Source organism: Virgibacillus sp. LDC-1 (assembly GCF_030137545.1).
Classification (GTDB): Bacteria; Bacillota; Bacilli; order Bacillales; family Amphibacillaceae; genus LDC-1.
The window spans coordinates 178,142-195,221 of record NZ_JARUVL010000005.1 but is presented as its reverse complement, the minus strand read 5'-3'; the positions used below and the strand labels follow the sequence as shown (position 1 = coordinate 195,221).

18 protein-coding genes are annotated in these 17,080 nt (G+C 37.3%); 14 read left to right on the top strand and 4 right to left on the bottom strand.

Features of this window, described 5'->3' with window-relative positions:
- Window positions 1–44: 44 nt before the first annotated feature.
- Both QBK89_RS06785 and QBK89_RS06780 read left to right on the top strand, forming a co-directional pair.
- Complete coding sequence (locus QBK89_RS06785) at window positions 45–689, top strand: LytTR family DNA-binding domain-containing protein (RefSeq protein WP_284140272.1); 645 nt, start codon at window positions 45–47, stop codon at window positions 687–689.
- Between the two features lie 157 nt (window positions 690–846).
- Entirely contained in the window at window positions 847–2,343 is a 1,497-nt protein-coding gene (locus tag QBK89_RS06780) for an acetyl-CoA hydrolase/transferase family protein (RefSeq protein WP_284140271.1), read from the top strand.
- Window positions 2,344–2,519: 176 nt separating this feature from the next.
- Here QBK89_RS06780 and QBK89_RS06775 read toward each other — a convergent pair whose 3' ends face one another.
- Window positions 2,520–3,149 (bottom strand): NUDIX hydrolase, encoded by a 630-nt coding sequence (locus QBK89_RS06775; protein ID WP_284140270.1) that lies wholly within the window; start codon window positions 3,147–3,149, stop codon window positions 2,520–2,522.
- 370 nt (window positions 3,150–3,519) lie between these two features.
- On the opposite strand from QBK89_RS06775, the gene desA reads away from it, so the two are divergent.
- The 7 genes from desA (at window position 3,520) to QBK89_RS06740 (ending at window position 8,940) form a co-directional block, all read left to right on the top strand.
- Window positions 3,520–4,572, top strand: a complete 1,053-nt coding sequence (desA, locus tag QBK89_RS06770; protein WP_284140269.1) for a Delta(5) desaturase DesA — start codon at window positions 3,520–3,522, stop codon at window positions 4,570–4,572.
- 237 nt (window positions 4,573–4,809) lie between these two features.
- Window positions 4,810–5,928, top strand: coding sequence for a sensor histidine kinase (locus tag QBK89_RS06765; protein WP_284140268.1), 1,119 nt, complete (start codon window positions 4,810–4,812; stop codon window positions 5,926–5,928).
- Window positions 5,929–5,962: 34 nt separating this feature from the next.
- On the top strand, window positions 5,963–6,562 hold the full coding sequence (locus QBK89_RS06760; RefSeq protein WP_284140267.1) for a response regulator transcription factor: 600 nt from the start codon (window positions 5,963–5,965) through the stop codon (window positions 6,560–6,562).
- 307 nt (window positions 6,563–6,869) lie between these two features.
- On the top strand, window positions 6,870–7,472 hold the full coding sequence (wrbA, locus tag QBK89_RS06755; RefSeq protein ID WP_284140266.1) for an NAD(P)H:quinone oxidoreductase: 603 nt from the start codon (window positions 6,870–6,872) through the stop codon (window positions 7,470–7,472).
- Between the two features lie 141 nt (window positions 7,473–7,613).
- Window positions 7,614–8,192 carry a TetR/AcrR family transcriptional regulator gene (locus tag QBK89_RS06750; RefSeq protein WP_284140265.1) on the top strand — a complete coding sequence of 193 codons (579 nt, stop codon included), beginning with the start codon at window positions 7,614–7,616 and terminating at the stop codon, window positions 8,190–8,192.
- A 95-nt stretch (window positions 8,193–8,287) separates the two neighbouring features.
- Window positions 8,288–8,626, top strand: a complete 339-nt coding sequence (locus QBK89_RS06745; RefSeq protein WP_284140264.1) for a DMT family transporter — start codon at window positions 8,288–8,290, stop codon at window positions 8,624–8,626.
- Complete coding sequence (locus tag QBK89_RS06740; protein WP_284140263.1) at window positions 8,626–8,940, top strand: DMT family transporter; 315 nt, start codon at window positions 8,626–8,628, stop codon at window positions 8,938–8,940. Before QBK89_RS06745 ends, QBK89_RS06740 begins: the two co-directional genes overlap by 1 nt.
- A gap of 54 nt (window positions 8,941–8,994) precedes the next feature.
- Here QBK89_RS06740 and QBK89_RS06735 read toward each other — a convergent pair whose 3' ends face one another.
- A complete protein-coding gene (locus QBK89_RS06735; RefSeq protein WP_284140262.1) occupies window positions 8,995–10,002 on the bottom strand; it encodes an LLM class flavin-dependent oxidoreductase in 1,008 nt (335 codons plus the stop codon).
- 179 nt (window positions 10,003–10,181) lie between these two features.
- On the opposite strand from QBK89_RS06735, the gene rlmN reads away from it, so the two are divergent.
- The 3 genes from rlmN (at window position 10,182) to QBK89_RS06720 (ending at window position 12,708) form a co-directional block, all read left to right on the top strand.
- Window positions 10,182–11,255: a dual-specificity RNA methyltransferase RlmN gene (gene rlmN, locus QBK89_RS06730; RefSeq protein ID WP_284140261.1), complete on the top strand. Its 1,074-nt coding sequence runs from the start codon at window positions 10,182–10,184 to the stop codon at window positions 11,253–11,255.
- Between the two features lie 116 nt (window positions 11,256–11,371).
- Window positions 11,372–12,025 (top strand): DUF421 domain-containing protein, encoded by a 654-nt coding sequence (locus tag QBK89_RS06725; protein ID WP_284140260.1) that lies wholly within the window; start codon window positions 11,372–11,374, stop codon window positions 12,023–12,025.
- A 152-nt stretch (window positions 12,026–12,177) separates the two neighbouring features.
- Window positions 12,178–12,708 (top strand): isochorismatase family protein, encoded by a 531-nt coding sequence (locus tag QBK89_RS06720; protein WP_284140259.1) that lies wholly within the window; start codon window positions 12,178–12,180, stop codon window positions 12,706–12,708.
- A 45-nt stretch (window positions 12,709–12,753) separates the two neighbouring features.
- Here QBK89_RS06720 and QBK89_RS06715 read toward each other — a convergent pair whose 3' ends face one another.
- Complete coding sequence (locus QBK89_RS06715; protein ID WP_284140258.1) at window positions 12,754–14,022, bottom strand: GGDEF domain-containing protein; 1,269 nt, start codon at window positions 14,020–14,022, stop codon at window positions 12,754–12,756.
- Window positions 14,023–14,231: 209 nt separating this feature from the next.
- Here QBK89_RS06715 and QBK89_RS06710 point away from each other — a divergent pair, with 209 nt between their 5' ends.
- Window positions 14,232–14,924, top strand: coding sequence for a VOC family protein (locus QBK89_RS06710; RefSeq protein ID WP_284140257.1), 693 nt, complete (start codon window positions 14,232–14,234; stop codon window positions 14,922–14,924).
- Between the two features lie 52 nt (window positions 14,925–14,976).
- On the opposite strand, the gene QBK89_RS06705 is transcribed toward QBK89_RS06710, so the two are convergent.
- Window positions 14,977–15,711: an SDR family NAD(P)-dependent oxidoreductase gene (locus tag QBK89_RS06705; RefSeq protein WP_284140256.1), complete on the bottom strand. Its 735-nt coding sequence runs from the start codon at window positions 15,709–15,711 to the stop codon at window positions 14,977–14,979.
- A gap of 241 nt (window positions 15,712–15,952) precedes the next feature.
- Between QBK89_RS06705 and QBK89_RS06700 the strand changes: the two genes are divergently transcribed.
- Entirely contained in the window at window positions 15,953–16,942 is a 990-nt protein-coding gene (locus QBK89_RS06700; protein ID WP_284140255.1) for a LacI family DNA-binding transcriptional regulator, read from the top strand.
- Window positions 16,943–17,080: the final 138 nt, after the last annotated feature.

The window sequence follows — 17,080 nt, the reverse complement described above, 5'->3', positions numbered from 1 at the left end:
GAAAACGATGCTGCGTTTTGTAGATGGAAGAAAGGAGTCTACCCATGCAACAATTGAATTTAAACACGTTGTTAGATGTCATTGGAGAGTTGTTTTCGGATGAGATTTCAATTGGTATCACTAATACAAAGGAATATGTTTATTATCGACCGAGTAAGCGGGTGGACTTAAAGATTCATCCTGGATATCCGATAAAACAAGGAACGATTGCTTATAAAGCATTACAATCTGAGCAAAAAGCTTCCGAATTTATTCAAAAGGAAGTGTTTGGAATTCCTTATCATGGAATGGCGGTTCCGTATCATCAGGAGGGCAAGCTGGCAGGGACTGTTTTAGCGATTTATCCAGCTTTTACGGAAGGGAAATCCGTTGTAACTGTAAAAACGGCAGATGGATGGAAACCAATTCCTTTTCAATCGGTAAAATATATCGAGGTAAAGGATAGAAAAACGTATATTTATGCAGATAATTTTTTTGGGTTAAATAAAACAACCCTGCAGGAATTTGAATATATATTGCCGCGCGATTTATTTATCCGTTGTCATCGCTCCTTTATCGTTAATGTACATCACATTAAAGATATTTTTCCAGACACCCATTCGACCTTTATACTAGAAATGAATAATGGGGCACGAATTCCTGTGAGTCAATCCTATTCCAGCTATTTTCGAAAGCTTCTTGGATTTTGAGAACGGGAATTCTCGAATCTGCATATGCAAAAAATACTGTTTTGTACATTAAATGTTGTCGTTCAGTCGTAAATTTCGTTTTTACGTTTTATATCCCCAAGTCATTTTAATTAAACGTTACAATTATGTGAAAAGTGCATAAAAGGATGATTAAATAATGGGGAGAGAGCTAGAACGAATTCAAGTTCCTAATTTAAGAGAACGTGTTGTCTCGGCAGAAGAAGCTGCTTCATGGATTGGTGATGGGATGACATTAGGTCTTAGTGGTTTTACACGTGCGGGAGAGGTAAAGGCGGTACCAAATGCATTGATTGAGCGAGCCAAGTATGAACAATTTAAAGTAAATGTATATACTGGGGCTTCTTTAGGATCAGAGATTGACAAATTATTTGCAGCATCAGGTATTATTCATAAAAGACTGCCATTTCAGGCAGATGCAACAATGCGTAAAAAAATCAACGCTGGTGACCATTTATTTATTGATCAGCATTTATCCCATACAGCAGAACTGATACGAGCAAATGTGATGGAACCGATTGATTACGCTATTTTGGAAGCGGTTTCTCTTAAAAAGGATGGCTCGATTATTCCTACGACTTCGATTGGAAATTCGCTCGTATTTGCAGAGCATGCCAAACATATTATTGTGGAGATTAATCTTTCACAGCCAGAGGAATTAGAAGGGCTACATGATTTATATAGTCCAGAAAAACAAGGTGAACGAGCGCCTATTCCATTAAAAACAGTCTCACAACGTATCGGAACAGAAGGAATCCGAGTCGATCAAGCTAAAATAAAAGGCATTGTATTTACCAATCAAATCGATTCACCGTCGCTAATTGTCCCCCCTGATGAAGAAACAAAAGAAATAGCGGGTCACTTAACCGACTTTCTGCGTGCTGAAATAGCAGCTGGCAGATTAACAAATGAGCTAGCACCGTTACAATCAGGAATTGGATCTGTAGCAAATGCGGTGCTTCATGGTATGCTTGACTCCGAGTTTACGAATTTAGCGGTTTATTCTGAGGTGCTTCAAGATGCCGTATTTGATTTAATTGACGCAGGCAAAGTTACAATTGCTTCTTGCTGTTCGATTACGCTTTCCGAGTCTAAAATGAAAACGGTTTATGGCAATTTCGAGAAGTATCGGGAAAAGCTAATTATGCGTCCGCAGGAGATCTCGAATCACCCGGAAATTATTCGCAGGCTCGGATTAATTTCAGTAAACACGGCACTAGAATGTGATATTTATGGAAATGTAAATTCTACGCATGTTACCGGGACAAAGATGATGAATGGGATAGGTGGATCTGGTGATTTTGCTCGAAATGCCCGTTTGGCTATTTTTGTTACAAAGTCAATTGCTAAAAATGGTGACATTTCTAGCATTGTTCCATTCGTTTCACATGTTGATCATACAGAGCATGATGTAGATGTCATTGTTACAGAACAAGGCTACGCCGATCTACGTGGTTTAGCCCCTCGTGAACGTGCACCATTGATTATTGAAAAATGTGCACATCCAATATATCAATCAAAATTGAAAAGCTATTTTGAGGAGGCAATTACACGTGGGGGACAAACACCACATGTATTAGAAAAAGCATTGTCCTGGCATACTAATTTCTTAGCTAAAGGAACGATGCAAGATTAAGGTTAATACTTTCAGTTGATCGAACAAAGGGGTTCATATAGGAATCATAGTTTACGTCGGATTTTCTTCTGGGGGGAGGAAAATCCGACGTTCATTTTCTTCTGCTTGCGTATAGGTACATAGGAATCAACGAGAATGGTACCTTTTTTATTCGTTTAGAAAGAAATAATCATCCATTAGCTCGAATGTTCTTCTGTAAGCAAGCTGACAAAATGCGTTACAATTTTTGCGGTTAACCCCCATATTACTTTATCCTTATAAAGGTAAAAAAGCTCTTCAACCTGAGGAACCTGCCAATTATAATCTTTTCCTCCAACGATTAAATCAAATGGAAAGTCAGCTTCTGGAGTTACGCGAAGACTGACATTATAACGCTTTGGATCTGTTTGTTGGAAAAAGCGTAATGGAACCGTAAAGACATTCTCTACTTCATGCGGGTTTGGAGTAATCTTTTCAGGCTGTGTTATTGTTCCGGCATAAGGATAGATCATTCTACCGAAGTCAGAAACGATGTAGTCGAGTGGTGTAACGTCGATAATATCACTGCTTTGAAGACCTAGCTCTTCTGCCGTCTCACGAATGGCACATTGTAATGGCCCCTGATCAGTAGATTCGATTCTTCCACCAGGAAAGCAAATGTCGCCGGGCTGTCTTCTTAAATTCATTGATCGAGTTTCAAATAAAACGTGAACTTCATTTTTAACGTTGATGAGGGGTAGCAAAACGGCAGATGTGCGCAGCTCCTCAATCCCCATAATTGTTGGCTTTCTTCCCTTTAGTTGAGCAAGGATACGAGTTGAATTCATAAGACTACCTCCCCAATATTTTCCTACTATTATACGATTGCATAGTTAGAAAAGACAGGAATTGATATCACGGATTACATCCATGACACTTGTCATATACCTTCCTTGACATTTATGTCTTTTAGGAAAAGCTCATTTCTCCTATGCTTATATTAATAAATAAATTTCATAATTAGCAGCTCATAGAGGGCAAAGGTTTTCAAAATATAAAGCACCGTTTATTCCGAGGAAGTTAGGCGGTTCCCACGTAAATCGAGGTAGATCCGGTTGGAATACAGATTGCATAACCTGGATTCTAATAAGCCCGATTATGAAATTGATTAAAGCAAATAAACTTTCGGATGATTATATGTTCTGTTAGGAGGAAATGATGAGTAAACAAAAACAAGCGCAATTAAGAAAAAGTGTCGCACCATATGCAAAGTCGGAATTAAAGGCGAGTATGATTCAGTTAGGTAATACGATTGTACCATTCTTTCTTCTCTGGTATTTAGCCTATGAAAGCTTATCCATTTCCATATGGCTATCACTCGTATTTTCCATCGTAGCATCTGGCTTCGTTATTCGGATTTTCATTATTTTTCATGATTGTACCCATATGTCCTTTTTCAAAAGTGGTAAGGCGAACCGCATTGTCGGTACATTAACAGGTATCATTACATTGTTCGCTTTTGAAAAATGGAAACGCGATCACTCTATTCATCATGCGACAAGCAGTAATCTAGATAAGCGTGGTACTGGTGATGTATGGATTATGACAGTAGAAGAGTACATTTCTGCATCTGTATGGAAGAAAATAGCTTACCGTTTATATCGAAATCCAATTATTATGTTTGGTTTAGGTCCATTGTATCTTTTCCTTATTTCGAATCGATTTAACCGAAAAGGCGCGAAAAGAAAAGAACGCTGGAATACGTATTTAATCAATGTATCGATTGTACTCCTTTATAGTCTGCTTATTTGGATGATCGGTTGGCAGGCATTTTTAATCGTACAGGCTCCAATCTTATTTATTTCAGGTTCACTAGGAATATGGTTATTTTATGTCCAGCATCAATTTGAAGATTCTTACTTTGAAAATGAAGAAAAATGGGATTATGTAAAAGCGGCAGTAGATGGTAGTTCATATTATAAGCTTCCGAAAGTCATGCAGTGGATTACAGGAAATATTGGATATCATCATGTTCATCACCTAAGCCCTAGAGTTCCAAATTATCATTTAGAAAAGGCACATGAATCAACTCCACCATTAAAAAAAGCAACAACAATTACGCTAAAAACAAGTTTACAGTCACTCCGTTTCCGGTTATATGATGAAGAAAATAAAATCTTCTTAAGCTTTAAGGAAGTAAAACCATATCTAAAGAAAAAGAACATGCTAGTTCAATTGAAAGCACAGCGTCCAAGCCTTCAGGAAAAGTAGGAGGCTGTGTATATCATGTGATGTATGAGAAATACGTCACCACTTTATAAAGGCTGCCTATAACGATGTTAGAGGTTCTATTGCATCTTTTTAGATGCGAGGACTCGGACAAATAGGTGGTCTTTATTTTTATTGATGTAACCTGTGATAACGTATTTATCGCTAAGGTCGATAAGAATAAATAATTGCAATCATTTTTGGTATACTTAAATTACGCTTTTACAGAGGAGACTTCTGATGAAAAATTGGTTTCATATTTTCCCGAAAAATACGGGGTTAAGTTTATATGCATGGATTGCCTTTTGTATACTTCCATTTTATTTTATTATCCGATCATCTACGTCATCTGAAATAATTCTAGGGGTTATTATGATTGTCTTGTTTTTTGTTGCATATCGGTTAGCATTCATTAAACAAGGCTGGACGGTTTATGCTTCCGTAGGAGTAGAAATGGTTTTGAGTTTAGGCATGATCCTTTATTTTGGGTATGTCTATTTTTCACTATTTCTCGCTTTTTATATCGGCAATATACAAAGTAAGAATGGTTTTATAACCCTTTATGTAGTTCACCTTGTAACGACGATTACGGCAGTTACCCTAGGTTTTTTTATCCAGAGTCAGATGTATTTTTCGCAGTTTCCTTTTATCATTATTACGATTATAGGGGTCATCCTATTGCCAGTTAATTTGTATACGAAAAATAAAAGAGAGCAGTTAGAAGGCCAGTTAGAGGATGCGAATAAGAAAATAGCTGAGTTGATGGTGATTGAGGAAAGAGAGCGCATCGCTCGAGATCTTCATGATACACTTGGACAGAAACTATCCCTCATCGGTTTAAAAAGCGATTTGGCAGGAAAGTTAGTAATACGTGATCCACAAGCAGCTAAAATGGAAATAACAGATATACATAAAACAGCAAGAACGGCATTAAAGGAAGTACGTGAGATGGTGTCTAATATGAAAAACGCTAAATTATCCGATGAAGTAATTCGTGTACGACAAATGCTCAAGGCAGCACGCATCGATTTGAAGCTCGTAGGGAACACGGATCTTACTAATACGCCATTGCTTGTAGAAAATGTAGTTAGCATGTGTTTAAAAGAATCTATAACGAATATCGTGAAGCATAGTCAAGCGACACAATGTGAAATTCATGTGGAGCAAACAGCAGGGGAACTATGTGTGAAAATTAAGGATAACGGAGTAGGAACGAAAGGGCAGCCTGATTTATATAGTGGCAACGGCCTTCGGGGAATCCGAGAACGGTTGGAATTTGTAAATGGGAGCCTTGAAATTGTTTCAACAAATGGGATGACGGTTTTAATTAAAGTGCCAAAAGCAAAAAGCGGGCTTTAAATAAATGAAAGAAGCAAGAAAGGTGGGGATTAAGATGATTCGAATCGTTATTGCTGAGGACCAGCAATTGCTGCTTGGAGCGCTAGGCTCCTTGTTAAACTTGGAGGAAGATATGGCTGTCGTAGGAAAGGCGAAGGACGGTGGAGAAGTTCTTAAGCTTGTAGAAGAGCTGCAGCCAGATATTTGTATCATGGATATTGAAATGCCTGTCAAAAGTGGGTTGGATGCAGCGCAAGAACTGAAGGATCATTCTTGTAGGGTCATCATCTTAACAACCTTTGCCCGGGCTGGTTATTTTGAACGAGCACGACAAGCGAATGTCCACGGATACCTGCTTAAGGATAGTCCAAGTGAAGAATTGGCTAATTCTATCCGTGTAATTATGGATGGAAGAAAGGTTTACGCACCAGAGCTAATTGATTTAGCGTTTGAGGATGCAAACCCGCTAACGGAAAGAGAGGCGCAAGTCTTAAAGCTTATTGCACAAGGGAAAAGCACGAAGGATATTTCCAAAAAACTTTTTATAACAACAGGGACAGTCCGTAATTATGTTTCGGTAATATTAGATAAATTAGAGGTTAGTAATCGAATTGAAGCGGTTTCGAAAATGAGAGAAAAAGGGTGGTTGAAATAGTCACTTTTAAGTAGAAAATGTTGAATTTTTAAATAGAGTCAGAATTTGATTAAGCCAGGGACGCATTTGTCCTCGGTTTTTAGATAACTAATTACTTTTTATAACTAACTTACTTGACATAAGTAATAGGATGAGATATTATACTTACATAAAGTAATTAAATTGTTTATAATCACTAAGGAAAGATGATCTGAACAAAGATTACTTTGAAATATAACATGACAATATTTTTTATTTCAGAATAGGGAATGCTGTAAAAGGAATAAAATATTGCCTCATGATTAGAAAAATAAAAGGAGAGATTTTAATGTCAAAGGTAAAATTAGCAATTATCTACTATAGCTCAACAGGCACGAACTATCAATTGGCAAAGTGGGCTGAAGAAGCTGGAAAAGATGCAGGAGCGGAAGTTAGATTAGTAAAGGTGCCAGAACTTGCGCCAGCAGAAGCAATAGCGTCTAACTCAGCATGGAAAGCGCATGTAGAAGCAACAAAAGACGTTCCTGAAGCAACTTCAGCAGATTTAGAATGGGCAGATGCGATTATATTCAGCGTGCCAACCCGATTTGGAAACCTTCCATCACAAATGAAGCAGTTCCTTGATATGCAAGGTGGCCTATGGTCAACAGGAAAAACAGTAAACAAAGTAGTTAGTGGAATGGCTTCTGCAGGTAATGCACATGGTGGTCAAGAAGCAACCATTCTATCACTTTATACATCTATGATGCATTGGGGTGCAGTAATTGCAGCTCCTGGATATACGGATGCTGTTGCTTTTGCAGCAGGAGGAAACCCATACGGAACAAGTGTAACGGTGGATCAGGATGGAAATATGGTGGAAAATGTGGAAGAAGCAGTAAAGCATCAAGCAAAACGCACCATTGATATTGCAACTAAAATTAATGCATAATATATTTCAATAGAAAGATTAAGGGAAGAGAAGGATCAACACAAAGCTGTTAGTTGGTTCTTCTTTTCAATTACAAAAGGTTGCTCTCTTCTTTAAAAAGCGATATAATGAATGACAATCAGTCATTATCTGGGAGGAATTATGGAAAATAAAAAACAACGAATTATACATGCTGCAATGGATGTGTTTTGTGAGAAAGGAATTGAAAAGACGAAGGTATCCGATATTGTGAAGCGTGCAGGTATTGCTCAAGGAACATATTATATTTACTTTTCATCAAAGCTTGCGGTAATGCCATCGATAGCGGAAATAATGGTTGAAAAAATGCTAGCAGAAATCAAGGAAACGGTACAGCAGGAAACGCATTTTTTACCGAAATTAAAGCAGGTGATTGATGTGGCATTTTCGGTTACAGAAAAGTACCGTGAAATCTTTGCACTTATTTATGCGGGACTTGCTTCTACGGCGTATTTACAAGAATGGGAAGCAATTTATGCACCATATTATTCATGGATGAGTGAGCTGCTAGCAGCGGCGAAGCAAGAAGGAGTTATTCGTAGCAACATTAATCCAGAGCAAACAGCGGTTTTACTAATTGGATTAATTGAATCAGCTGCCGAACAAACCTTTTTATATTCGCAAGAGGACGGTAAGCGGGTTGCACAAAAGAAACAAGTGGTGCTCGATTTTGCTCTACACGCCTTAGGTGTTACAGCATAACAAAGACCGTATGCATATTGATAATTGATATAAAAAAGTATATTTAAAAGGAACAATGACTGAATGTCAGTCATTTATTGTGAAGGAGTATTAAAATGAAAAAAGCTTGGATGTATGTTGTATTAACGAGCTTAGCAGAGCTTGTTTGGATTTTTGGGTTTAATACTGCCACAGAATGGTGGCAATGGGTATTTATTGTTGCCTTTATTTTACTCGATCTTCATTTTCTAGCGAAAGCATGCGAGTATTTGCCAACAGGAACAGTGTACGCAATCTTTGCAGGTGCAGGAACAGTTGGAACATTCCTGATGGACCTTTTCTTATTTGATGAACAAATTAGCTTTGGTAAAATCTTTTTTATTTTTCTCATAGTTAGTGGAGTAGTTGGGTTGAAGCTAGCAGATGATAAACAAGTGGAAGGAGCTGCACAATAATGGGTTGGTTATACGTTTTTTTGGCAGCTATTAATGAATTAATTGGTGTTTGGGGATTGAACTTATTTAGTAAAAATCGGACCATTAAAAATGGCATTATTTATATTGGGGGCCTTGGTGCTTCTTTTGCCTTTATTTATGCATCATTTGCATATTTACCTGTTAGTGTTGCCTATGCGGTTTGGACTGGAGTCGGAACGGCAGGTGCAGTTATTTTAAACATGTTGTTTTTCGGTGAATCAAAAAGCTTGGGGCGAATCGTGAGCTTACTTGCAATCATCTTTGGTGTTACGGGCTTAAAGGCATTATCTTAATAGAATATCCCAGCCTCAATGAAAGAGGTCGGGATATATTTAAGTATCTCTTTATTATCCCATCATATTTGCAATGATTTCATAGGAGTGAAGCCGTGCTTCGTGACTGTAAATTTGTCCTGTGATAATTAGCTCATTGGCACCGGTTTTTAGGATAAGTTCTTCTAGTTTCTCCCTTGTTGTAGTAGGACTACCAATAATAGAGGCTGTAATTTCGCTTCCTGCATTCATTCCAAATCCTTGTAATGATTCGAAATTGTCAACTGGGGGCTGAAGCTTTGTTGGCATTCCACTACGTAAGCTAAGCAATGCTTGTTTTTGCGAGCTAGCAATTCTTTCTGCTTCCTCGTCGGTATCGGCAGCGATGACGCTTACGCCAAGCATCACATAAGGCTCCTTTAATACGTCAGATGGTTGAAAGTTATCGCGGTATAATTGAATAGCTGTGAGTGTATTATCTGGTGCAAAATGACTTGCGAATGAAAATGGGAGCCCTTTGTAGGCAGCTAACTGTGCACTAAATCCACTGGAACCTAGCAACCAGATTGGGATGCTTGCACCCTCTCCAGGTACAGAGCGGATACGGGATGAACCATTAAAGTACGCCTCTAATTCTTCCACCTGTAACGGAAAATCCTCTGCTTTTTGGTTTAATGTTCTACGGAGTGCATAGGCTGTTAGCTGATCTGTTCCAGGTGCTCGGCCGAGCCCAAGATCAATCCTCCCAGGATAAAGGGAATCGAGGGTTCCGAACTGTTCAGCGATAATAAGTGCTGCATGATTCGGAAGCATGACACCTCCTGATCCTACACGGATAGTGTTCGTAGCGCCTGCAATATGTCCGATGACGACAGAGGTGGCGGAACTAGCGATGCCAGGATTATTATGATGTTCTGCAACCCAAAAGCGATTATAGCCCCAGTTTTCAGCATGCTGTGCTAGATCAACACTATTTTGGAAGGAAGTACGAGCATCACTGCCTTCAAGCACAGGAACTAAATCTAGAATAGATAACGGAATCTCTTTCCAGCGTTTTGCATTTGAAGAGATGAGTGAATTCATTCTACAAAACCTCCTTGTATAAAAAGGATACGCTTCTTATTCCTGTTTTACCATTTTTTCGCTTAAGCAATATTAGAAAAAAGTTTGCGTCCATTCATGATTTTCAGTAGTATAGGTAGGTAAAGATTTATCCCAAATTATGTTGCAACAAACGTATTTACTGGAAAAGAGGAATTTTGATGAAAAAAACATCCATTTATGGAATGACATATGAACAATTAACAGACTGGCTTATGGAAAGAGGACAACAAAAGTTTCGCGCTCGACAAGTGTGGGATTGGCTTTATAAAAAGCGGGTCAAGCAATTTTCTGATATGAAGAATGTCAATAAGCAATGTATTGCATTATTAGAAGCGCATTTTTCGCTTTTTACACTTGAAGAAGAAATTAAGCAGGAATCAAAGGATGGTACGATTAAGTTTTTATTTCGGCTAGAAGATGGTAACTTAATCGAGACCGTACTAATGAGATTTCATTATGGATTGTCAGTATGTGTTACTACGCAGGTAGGCTGTAATATCGGCTGTTCCTTTTGTGCAAGTGGATTGTTAAGCAAGAGCCGTGATTTAACTGCTGGTGAAATAGTAGAACAGATTATGAACGTGCAAGCGCATTTAGATAATGTTGGAAAAGGCGAGAGAGTTAGTCATATCGTTGTAATGGGTATTGGCGAACCTTTAGATAATTTTAATAACCTGATCGATTTTCTTCATGTCGTAAATGATCAGGAAGGTTTGTCAATTGGAGCACGTCATATTACTGTATCAACAAGTGGACTTGCCCATAAAATATATAAATTTGCTGATTTAAACCTCCAGGTTAATTTAGCGATCTCCTTGCATGCACCGAATAATGAACTACGCACGAGTATTATGAAAATAAACAAGGCATTTCCGATTGAAAAATTGATGGATTCGATTGATTACTATTTAAAGCAAACCAATCGTAGAATTACGTTTGAATATATAATGCTTCGCGATGTGAATGATCATAAGGAAGAAGCGGTACAGCTAGCAAAGCTGCTTTATAACATACGCCATTTAGCTTATGTAAATCTTATTCCTTATAACAGTGTTGATGAACATAGTCAATACCAACGAAGTGAAACAACAGCAATAACGGCCTTTCATGAAACCTTAAAAAAGAATGGAATTAATAGTGGTGTACGCTGGGAAAACGGAGCAGATATTGACGCAGCTTGTGGACAGCTACGTAGTAAGCAAATTAAAAAAGATCGAACCGTTTCACGATAAAAGAGAAGCTTCGTTTAGAAGCTTCTCTTTTATTTGGAAACCTATTCTTACGAGAAGAATAATCATTCCTATCCTACAAAAACTAGATTAAAATGAAATGTTAGGAGAGGAGTAGTATGGATTTCGATTGGATATGGAAGGCAATAGTAATTGTTTTTGCAGGTACATTTTTATTACGACTAGCTGGCAGAAAGTCTATTTCTCAAATGACACTACCACAGACAGTAATTATGGTCGGGATTGGTTCCCTGTTAATACAGCCTGTAGCTGGAAAAAACATATGGATAACCGTCGGTGTTGGGGGCATCCTCGTACTAACATTAATAGCAATGGAGCTAGCACAAATAAAAGGAAATGTTTTTGAAAAGCTGTTAACAGGAAAATCAAAAATACTAATCGAGGATGGACGCTTAAATGAGAAAAATCTACGCAAAGTAAGACTTACAGTCGATCAGTTAGAAATGAATTTGCGTCAAAATCAAGTTACAAACATGAATGATGTGCAATGGGCGACGTTGGAGCCAAATGGACAGCTTGGATTTACATTGAAATCGGAAGCACAGCCAGTGACGAAAAAGGAATTTCAGCAAGCGATGATGCGTATCGAACAAACATTAAATAAAAGATTAGAGAACCACCATTATGCAGAGCTTCATGCGCAGTTAAGCCAATTAAATCAGCATTTTCAACAAATGAATCAACAAGCAAGCTTATTTACAGAGGTAGAACAAAATGAGAATTTTCCACCCCCACCAAAACACTTACAGTAATCGATGCAAGAAGTTAGCTAAATGAATGAAACGCATAGAGCATCCTTGTAAACAATAAATGAATTTTCTAGCTGTGCATAAGAGCATCATGACATAGCGTGTGTTTATTGATATGATCACTTTAGAATCATAAGTAAAAAAGGGGGAGGAAGATGAAAGCTTTACTTGTCATTGATGTTCAAAATGGAATTGTGAATCATAACGACTTTAGGGAAGAATTGGACCGAATTGAAACAATCATCACTGATTTTAAAAGAGACAGTAGTCAAATAATTTGTATGCGTCATTTAGTTGATGACGATAGAAGTCCGCTGTACAAAGAATCAGAAGGGTCAGAGCTTCTTCCTTTTATCCAAGAAGCAGCCGATCACATCGTGATAAAAAAGACTCCTAGCTCTTTTTTTAAAACAGGGCTTGAAGAACTATTGATACAGTTTCAAGTGAAGCACCTATTTATCGTTGGCTTTAATACGGAGTTTTGCTGCATGTTTACAGCGATAGCTGCTTATGATCGTGGATTTGATGTTACCTTTGTAGAAGATGCGACAGGGACTGTGAATGATGGGAATACGTATGAAATGTCCGGATTAGATATCCGAGACTTTGTCGGAACCGTTTTACATTGGTCGGATGCAATAGAAGTTCTTGATTTTGAAGAATACGTGGAGAAATATCGCAATTAATTTAGGGGCATCTATTTCAAGCGAACAGAAATAGATGCCCCTTTGTTAAGGATGAAAACGCATAGAAAGTGGAAGATCAGACATGCCATTTTTGGTGGAAGTGGTATTTCTTCCACGTTTTTTAGACTGGAGTAATAACTGATCTGCAAAAATATATGCTTTATGAATATCAAATACTTCATTTGTTCTATAAAAATACATACCAAAGGAGGCAGTTATCGTTAGTTCGACTTGTTTTTCTTGAATATCACTTATAGCAGGAGTTGCTGCGATTTTTTCTCGCATTTGTTCCACAAGGTCTACACATGCTTCATATTCACGATGACGTAAAATGATAGTGAACTCTTCACCACCACTTCGAAAAAGATAATCATCGTCGCTTAAACATTCTTGAATTGTGGCAGCAACGTGTTGAATAACACGATCTCCTACTGCGTGATTATACGTATCGTTAATTTGCTTAAAAAAGTCAATATCTGCAACAATGATTCCGACCTTTTCTCCGCTGTTATTTAAAGCAGCCATCGTCTTATCCATGAATGCACGATTATATACTTCTGTTAAAAAATCCGTGTAAGCCATCTGTTCGAATTTATCTCGTTCCATTTTATGCTGGAGGCTCTCCGACTTTTCAAAAAATGATCGGCTTACCAAGTAATTTAAAACGAAAAAGCAAATCAGCATTTCCCATTGATTTTCCTTTAGAAAGATAAACAATAACCCATTCGTGAAAGCGAGTTTCCCCATATCCAGTATGCTTCTGCTTTTAAAGAAATTAATGGCATCTTTGAATGTTTTCATGTCTCCCATCCATGCAAAGATAATGGATAAATATGCATCAGATAACAAGGAAACAAGCAAAACAAGGAAAATAATAAGGATCCAAAATCCAAATGGGATCGATGATACCAATGGGTATATTTGAAAAAACAAAAAATAGGCAATGGAATGATTTAATGTAAATGAACCAATGTTGTAGAAGGTATGAATAAACTCATCAGGGTCAGCGGTGTTTTTTGCTTTTCGATATAGATATACAGTAAATCGGTGAATCGTCTCAAAAATAAATAGCCCTAGTGGTCCTGCAAATAATCCGATTGAAAGACTGTATGATACGCCGTAATCTACATTGACTCTTCCTTTTTTAACAACGATTTTCAAGTGAGCATATAGAGATGAAAAGAACAAGTAGATGAATAATACTTTTACATAGGTCGTAAAGGAAATGGAAAACAAGCTTGGTCCTATGGAGAAAGCTATGAGCAAGGAGAGTGTAAATAAAAGTATAATAAATAGCTTGATACGTTTTGACATCGCTACCCCCTCTTCTTCGGAAAAGCTACTAAAGTATTGGGTAAAATTACCTATATTTATAATAATAGCATATTCTACAAAATAGGGGTACTAGATAATGCGAAAAAATTAAAGATGTATAGCAACCTTTTGTTAAAAAAGTTTGAATTTAAAAATATTTATATTACACTTGAGGAAGAAACGAAACTGCATTGGAGGTTAAGTAGTAAATGGAGATAGAGCTACTAACATTACATACCAGTCAATTAGAAGAGATGAAACAATTTTATACCAAACAATTAGGGTTCTCCCTTTTTAGTGAAGATGCAACGCATTTTCGAATTAAAGTAGGATCAAGTCTGTTAGAATTTACGAATGAATATGTTGTTGGAGAGCCGTATTATCATTTTGCATTCAACCTTCCCTCGAATCAATTTCAAGAAGCAAAAACGTGGTTGAAAGCAAAAACAACGTTGTTATTAGAAGATGGAGAAGATGAAGCGGATTTTTCATTTTGGCCAGCTCATGCCTGCTATTTTGAAGACCCAGCTGGGAATATCGTGGAGCTTATTGCTCGATATAACGTAAACCCAACTAGTGATGAACCATTTTCGGTGCACCAGATTCTTAATGTTAGTGAAATTGGGTTAATTGTAAAAGATGCTCCTAGTGTCGGGGAGCAATTCAAAAAAATAAGTGCCTATAAGAGCGACGATAAGCCAATTTCAAATGATTCTTTAAGCTTTATGAAAGCAAAAGATAATGGGGTTTTTGTTTTATTAACCGGTGAAGGGAGAAGATGGCTGTTTTCAGAAAAGAAATCTAAAATTTTCCCACTAAGGATAACCCTTCGAAATCAATATATACTCGGTGTAGATGATAGACATGAATTTTTTATTACAAAAAAGAATGACGAATTCTAATAATAAAAAAAGAAGCGCCTCCCAATTTTAAGAGTGCGCTTCAGATTTGTCCTTATAATGCAGAGTATCCACCATCAATTGGAAGTTCTGCTCCAGTAATGTAAGATGCATCATCACTTGCAAGGAAGACAATTGCTTTTCCTACTTCTTCTGGTTGACCAAGACGTCCCATAGGAGTCATTGCATTAATTCTTGCTAATGCATCATCACTTGATGAAAGTCCTTCAACCATAGGTGTTTCAATAACACCAGGGAATACTGTGTTTATACGAATGCCTTGTCTAGCATATTGAGTTGCTGCTGCTTTAGAAAGTGCACGTACTGCCCCTTTAGAAGCACTGTAAGAGTTTAAGCCCATTCCAACCATTGATGTAACGGAAGATAGGTTAACAATTGCACCTTTTTTCTGTTCTACCATGTATGGAGCAGTATATTTAATACCAAGCATTGTACCGAAGCCATTGATTTTGTTTAGGAATTCCCAATCTTTGTAATCAAGTTCTTCGATAGTTTTCTCTGTGCTTACACCAGCATTGTTTACAAGGATATCAATTCTTCCAAATTGATCCTTCACATTTTTAGTTAATGTTTTCCAAGCTTCTTCAGAAGAAACGTCTAGCTTCATTCCGTGCACATTTTCTTTTTCACTAATCTTTTTCAAGGCATCTTCGTTAATATCTGCTGCAATGACTGTTGCGCCCTCTTTTGTAAAAAGGTCTACCATCATTGCACCGATTCCAGATGCACCACCAGTGATTATTGCAATTTTATCTTGTAGTTTTCCCATTATTGATTACCTCCCAATGTATAGTTATAGAATGTTCAAACCTGTTTTAATTATACAGTTTGTGAAGCTAGCTTAAAAATGATTGCCTTATTTTAATGAAATTGTTTGTTGATTAGTTCACAAAGTAGACAAATTTTATATGATTTTTTTCAAAACAAATTAACGGAAAAGAAACAGAGCATTTTAAAACAAATTAAATTACAGTACAATATACATAATTGTATTGTACGGAGGAATGGACATGATTACAATTAAAGAAATCGCTCGTTTAGCAAAGGCATCCAGTTCTACGGTGTCTCGCGTTTTAAATAATTCAGGCTATGTCGGCGAGGAAACGAGAAAGCGGATTTTAAAGGTTATAGAGGAAACAGGATATATTCCAAGTGAACATGCTAAATCATTGCGTACAAAGCAAACAAAAGTTATTGGGGTTATTTTGCCACGATTAAGTACAGATACATCAAGCAGAATGGTAAATGCGATAAATGATGCGCTTGCCAAGCTTGGATATCAAATGATTTTAGCTAACACGAATTTGAATCCAGAAAAAGAGATTGAAAATTTAAAGCTACTTCGTAGTAGACAGGTCGATGGAATCATTTTACTTGCGACCAATATTAACGAAGCACTGATTGAAGAAATCAACAAGCTGAAGATTCCGCTTGTTGCTGTTGGGCAGGATATTCCTGGTGTTTCAGTGGTCATAAATAATGATTATCAAGCGGGGAAGGATATGACATCGTTGCTGATTGAGAAAGGGCATGAGCATATTGGTTTTATTGGTGTTCCTGAAACGGATCGAGCAGTAGGAGTAGAAAGAAAGCAAGGCTATTTAGATGCGCTAACAGACCATCGTCTGCAGACTAAACCTGAATGGATGGTAACCGCTAATTTTGATTTTGATTCGGGTTATTTGGCGATGAAAGAAATGGTAGAGCAAGCGGTAGAGTTGCCAACGGCGATTTTTGCTGTGACAGATACGATTGCTATTGGAGCAATGCACTATTTACATGAGCAAAAAATAGAGGTTCCAAATAAAATTGCCATAGCTGGAACAGGTAATTCCAAGGTATCACGATTTATTACGCCCGCTCTCTCTACGATTGAGTTTGCAAATGAAAAAGTTGGATATGAAGCTGCTCAATTAATTATTCGTCATATTCGCGGACAACAAAAGGAACGTAAAAAAATTGTTATGAAGTATAGATTAATTGAAAGAGATAGTGTATAATCATTTATATTAGAATGTGGAATCGATTCCACATTTGAGCATTATTTTTTTGTTTGATTCTCAACACGTTATTAAAAGATGTTGGCGATCAAGCAGCTATATTATTTTTTGCAGTTTGTGGAATCGATTCCACAAAAT